The sequence below is a fragment of the Pantoea stewartii subsp. stewartii genome (assembly GCF_008801695.1).
GTDB classification, from domain to species: Bacteria; Pseudomonadota; Gammaproteobacteria; order Enterobacterales; family Enterobacteriaceae; genus Pantoea; species Pantoea stewartii.
In genome coordinates this window covers 1-3,094 of record NZ_VZPF01000160.1, presented here as the reverse complement: position 1 = coordinate 3,094, position 3,094 = coordinate 1, and the positions used below count along the sequence as shown (strand labels likewise).

Sequence of the window (3,094 nt, the reverse complement as noted above, 5' to 3'; positions counted from 1 at the left end):
ATGGAGGCGAAGCGCCTCAAGGAGCCATGTCCGGTGTTTCACGCGATAGTGTCCATTAAAAAATGATGGACACTATTTTCCCGGAACCGGAGCCCGCTGCACAGACGGTTTAAATGTGACGCTTACAAGTGATCTACTATTCCGAGCAGTTATTTAGCGGATAGTTCCCATAAAAAAAGCGCCCCATGCCCGGAGCGCTTCTATGAACGTATTACTGAGAATCACTGTGTTTGTGGTTCTGCTGAATATAGTACCAGGCTGGCTGGTGGCGGTCAAAATCAGCCTTTTGGCTCGATGCCCTCACGTTGCAATCTTTGCCGACAAGCATCTTTCACCCAAGAGCTAAATTGGCCCTGTCCCGCAGCAATATTTATTTGCTCAAGTAGTTCATCTTCGAAACGAATGTTCTTTTTCGTACTGCCTGAACGATCAAAAGCGTGCTTGGTATTTTTATCTTGCATTGGTACGTACCGATATTATAAACTAAACACAAATGGTACGTACCGAATCGATTTTACGCAACCATTAAATACAGCGAAGCCCGGCAGTGGTGGAACACTAACCGGGCCTCTGACCACAACGTTATCGGAGCTAACATTATGGCTGACGCACAGTCTACCCAAACTCACCCAAAATTCACATGGTTTTTCCTCGGAACCCCAAAAGGCCAGACCTGTACGCCCGTTGTTATTCGCGTTCCCGCTGATACCGAAGAAGAAGCGCGTACATGGTATTCCCGCTGGGATTTGGTCTTTGCTGCAAAAATCCGCTCTGAATGTTCGCTTTACCAGTACAGCAACGGCGCTTTTGAACTGGATGTTTCCCGTATGGAGGTGCGCCATGTTTAACCTTCAGACGCTGACGGCCAAAGCCCGCGAGGTTCGCGGGAACGTAGTAAATGCTATTTCCACCAAAGGCAGTCGCACTATGCAGCCCGTCTACGACCGCGACGAACAGCGCAAGCTGCGCGAACGCATCCAGCAGACACAGCCGGATTGGGTGCTGCTATGGTGGGATATTTCCGTAGTCACTGGCTGGCGTACCAGCGACGTGTGCAACCTGCGTTACTCATGTATCAACTGGGAAACCGGGCAATGCACTATCGTTGTGGCGAAGCAGACCAAAGCCGCCGAAGCGAGGGCAACCCGCAAAGGCATTGAAATTGTGCGCCGACAGCGCAAGGATGCCGCCCGCATTGCTGGCGACCACATAGCCTACATGCAGTGGGATAGCGCTTCCTGTGACGCGCTGGCTGCTGATATGACCGAAGCGGAACAGGCGATTGTGTTTGACCTGGTATCCCGCGCCGAAGTGAAGCACGATACCAAACAGCTACCTCCGGGCGTGATTAACCGTCTGCGTGACCGCCTTGAGCGTAATCTGATTGATGATGATCTGGTTTTTTCCCGTTCTCAAATCGAAAGTAACCGATGTTCTACTCTGAACGGATCTGTTACCCGCCAGACTATCTGGAAGAAACTACACGGCGTGGTGCAATGGTTTACCCGCGTCATTAACACCAAATTGCGCCTGAGCGCATACAGCACGCGCAAGATAGCTGCCTTTAACGTCATGGCCGCCGGTGGTGATCAAGGATTGCTTATCGCTTCTGAACTGCTGGGCCACAGTAACCCGGCAATCACTCGAACTTATCTCCAGTTGGGTAGTAAAGCTACGGCCATTCAATCCCGTATGGCGATGGAGGTGTGCCATGCATGAAATTACACTCTCACAGGCTGTTAAAAAGGCATACCAGGCCGAGGTTATTCTTGCTCTGATGCAGGATAAGCAGGCTGTACACATGGAAGATAGTGAAGTTGACGCGCTGATCGTAATGTTACGGAAGTTGGTGGGCGAGGTTGGCGGTTTTCTGGGGGAAGAAGAAGCCCGGCAGGAGGTGGCCCATGCATAACTCCGACGCGACCCAACTCAATAACCTGGCATTTGAAGCAGTCCAGACGGTGCAGAAGATGAATACCGTTCTGGGTATGTGGCAAAACGAATTTACGGAGAAGGACAGCGGTTCGAAAGCCGAAACTCTGGTTTCTCTGCTGCTGGATCTGGCAAATAAAACACTGACCCTTACGCATGAGATTGAGCAGGTCACAGCCGGGGAGCATAGCCATGAATAAGCAGAAAACGGGCGCTATCCCGGTAAGTCTCAACGTGAAACCCAATTTCAGTGGTTTTGTGGTTGTTCAGATGAATCACGGGGCTGTAACAGGTAATTTCCCGCTAAAAAGTGGTGAGTTTTTCGGTTCACTGGATAGTTTTATTGATGCCGCTATCACAGCCGGTTATCAGGTAATTCCACCGGCAGCACAGGGCTAAATATTATGGTGAGAAAAATTCTGGCTTAACTGCCAGCGGGCAAACTCAGCCTGAAATCAGACCCGGTGATATTTGGAAAGATCGCCGTGGTTCCCAAATTATTATTTTGGCGGCCTCTCAGTTACGCGTGGAATTTCGCCGTATCGGATATGACGCAATCTGCACTCTTTCACCAGCTAACTTTGTGCGTGATTTTGAATACATGAAGGGAAAAGTGAACGAAAGCGATGTGGCCCGGTTTATGAGCGCGGCTGACGGCGATGAAAAGATCCGGGTGCTGCGTGAGATTATTCAGGAAAGGATGTACCGAAAATGAAAAATGCTCCAAACCTGAAACACCTTCCAAAGGATAAATTTACCGAGGCTGTTATTTTCGCCGGGAAGGATGCTTGTGTTCATGCTAAAGCCTGGGAGGAGGATTACGGCAAAAAGATAGCGGGTGATACAACACCGCCGATTTATATCGGGCCAAAACAACTGGCAGAGCTAACGAATATCCGCATTATTGATAAAGGGCGGCGTGTTGCTCGCGTCTATCTTGCGGGTGATATTGAAGCGATACAGATTAATACCATCGGTGAGAAGCTGGCGCTAAATAACTGATCCTAATACCGCTACACTTTAGCCAGCCCATGTTTTCCCCCGGGGAATGGGCTGACGGTATTCATAAAGTGATGGACCTTTTTCAACAGTTGCCACATTGAACTGCACTGGTGATTTCGGGTTATTGTCTCATGAAGCGCCTGCCACAACCGTTCGACAT

Annotated in this window: 7 protein-coding genes and 2 pseudogenes; 7 read left to right on the top strand and 2 right to left on the bottom strand. The window is 49.8% G+C overall.

Features of this window, described 5'->3' with window-relative positions; translation table 11 throughout:
* Positions 1–278: 278 nt before the first annotated feature.
* Complete coding sequence (locus F7Q90_RS25085) at positions 279–461, bottom strand: DUF3950 domain-containing protein (RefSeq protein WP_151161138.1); 183 nt, start codon at positions 459–461, stop codon at positions 279–281.
* 138 nt (positions 462–599) lie between these two features.
* Here F7Q90_RS25085 and F7Q90_RS25080 point away from each other — a divergent pair, with 138 nt between their 5' ends.
* From F7Q90_RS25080 to F7Q90_RS25050, 7 genes and pseudogenes are all read left to right on the top strand, one after another.
* A complete protein-coding gene (locus F7Q90_RS25080) occupies positions 600–848 on the top strand; it encodes a host cell division inhibitor Icd-like protein (RefSeq protein ID WP_151161142.1) in 249 nt (82 codons plus the stop codon).
* A complete protein-coding gene (locus F7Q90_RS25075; protein WP_151161140.1) occupies positions 841–1,719 on the top strand; it encodes a site-specific integrase in 879 nt (292 codons plus the stop codon). Before F7Q90_RS25080 ends, F7Q90_RS25075 begins: the two co-directional genes overlap by 8 nt.
* Positions 1,712–1,912, top strand: a complete 201-nt coding sequence (locus tag F7Q90_RS25070) for a hypothetical protein (protein WP_151161136.1) — start codon at positions 1,712–1,714, stop codon at positions 1,910–1,912. Before F7Q90_RS25075 ends, F7Q90_RS25070 begins: the two co-directional genes overlap by 8 nt.
* Complete coding sequence (locus F7Q90_RS25065; RefSeq protein WP_151161134.1) at positions 1,905–2,132, top strand: hypothetical protein; 228 nt, start codon at positions 1,905–1,907, stop codon at positions 2,130–2,132. The genes F7Q90_RS25070 and F7Q90_RS25065 overlap by 8 nt, the downstream gene beginning before the upstream one ends.
* The gene (locus F7Q90_RS25060) at positions 2,125–2,331 is read left to right on the top strand and encodes a hypothetical protein (RefSeq protein ID WP_151161132.1); all 207 of its coding nucleotides are present in this window, start codon (positions 2,125–2,127) and stop codon (positions 2,329–2,331) included. Before F7Q90_RS25065 ends, F7Q90_RS25060 begins: the two co-directional genes overlap by 8 nt.
* A gap of 55 nt (positions 2,332–2,386) precedes the next feature.
* On the top strand, positions 2,387–2,647 hold the full coding sequence (locus F7Q90_RS27695; protein ID WP_151161130.1) for a DUF4222 domain-containing protein: 261 nt from the start codon (positions 2,387–2,389) through the stop codon (positions 2,645–2,647).
* A pseudogene (locus F7Q90_RS25050) lies at positions 2,644–2,922 on the top strand (DNA primase family protein); the annotation flags it as partial. The gene F7Q90_RS27695 and the pseudogene F7Q90_RS25050, both read left to right, overlap by 4 nt.
* Positions 2,923–2,945: 23 nt before the next feature.
* Here the strand turns inward: F7Q90_RS25050 and F7Q90_RS25045 are convergent.
* A pseudogene (locus tag F7Q90_RS25045) lies at positions 2,946–3,094 on the bottom strand (IS630 family transposase); the annotation flags it as partial.

What these genes read in the sequence shown, in the direction of transcription:
- F7Q90_RS25085 (WP_151161138.1), bottom strand. Translation starts at nt 461, where the DNA reads ATGCAAGATAAAAATACCAAGCACGCTTTTGATCGTTCAGGCAGTACG.
- F7Q90_RS25080 (WP_151161142.1), top strand. Translation starts at nt 600, where the DNA reads ATGGCTGACGCACAGTCTACCCAAACTCACCCAAAATTCACATGGTTT.
- F7Q90_RS25075 (WP_151161140.1), top strand. Translation starts at nt 841, where the DNA reads ATGTTTAACCTTCAGACGCTGACGGCCAAAGCCCGCGAGGTTCGCGGG.
- F7Q90_RS25070 (WP_151161136.1), top strand. Translation starts at nt 1,712, where the DNA reads ATGCATGAAATTACACTCTCACAGGCTGTTAAAAAGGCATACCAGGCC.
- F7Q90_RS25065 (WP_151161134.1), top strand. Translation starts at nt 1,905, where the DNA reads ATGCATAACTCCGACGCGACCCAACTCAATAACCTGGCATTTGAAGCA.
- F7Q90_RS25060 (WP_151161132.1), top strand. Translation starts at nt 2,125, where the DNA reads ATGAATAAGCAGAAAACGGGCGCTATCCCGGTAAGTCTCAACGTGAAA.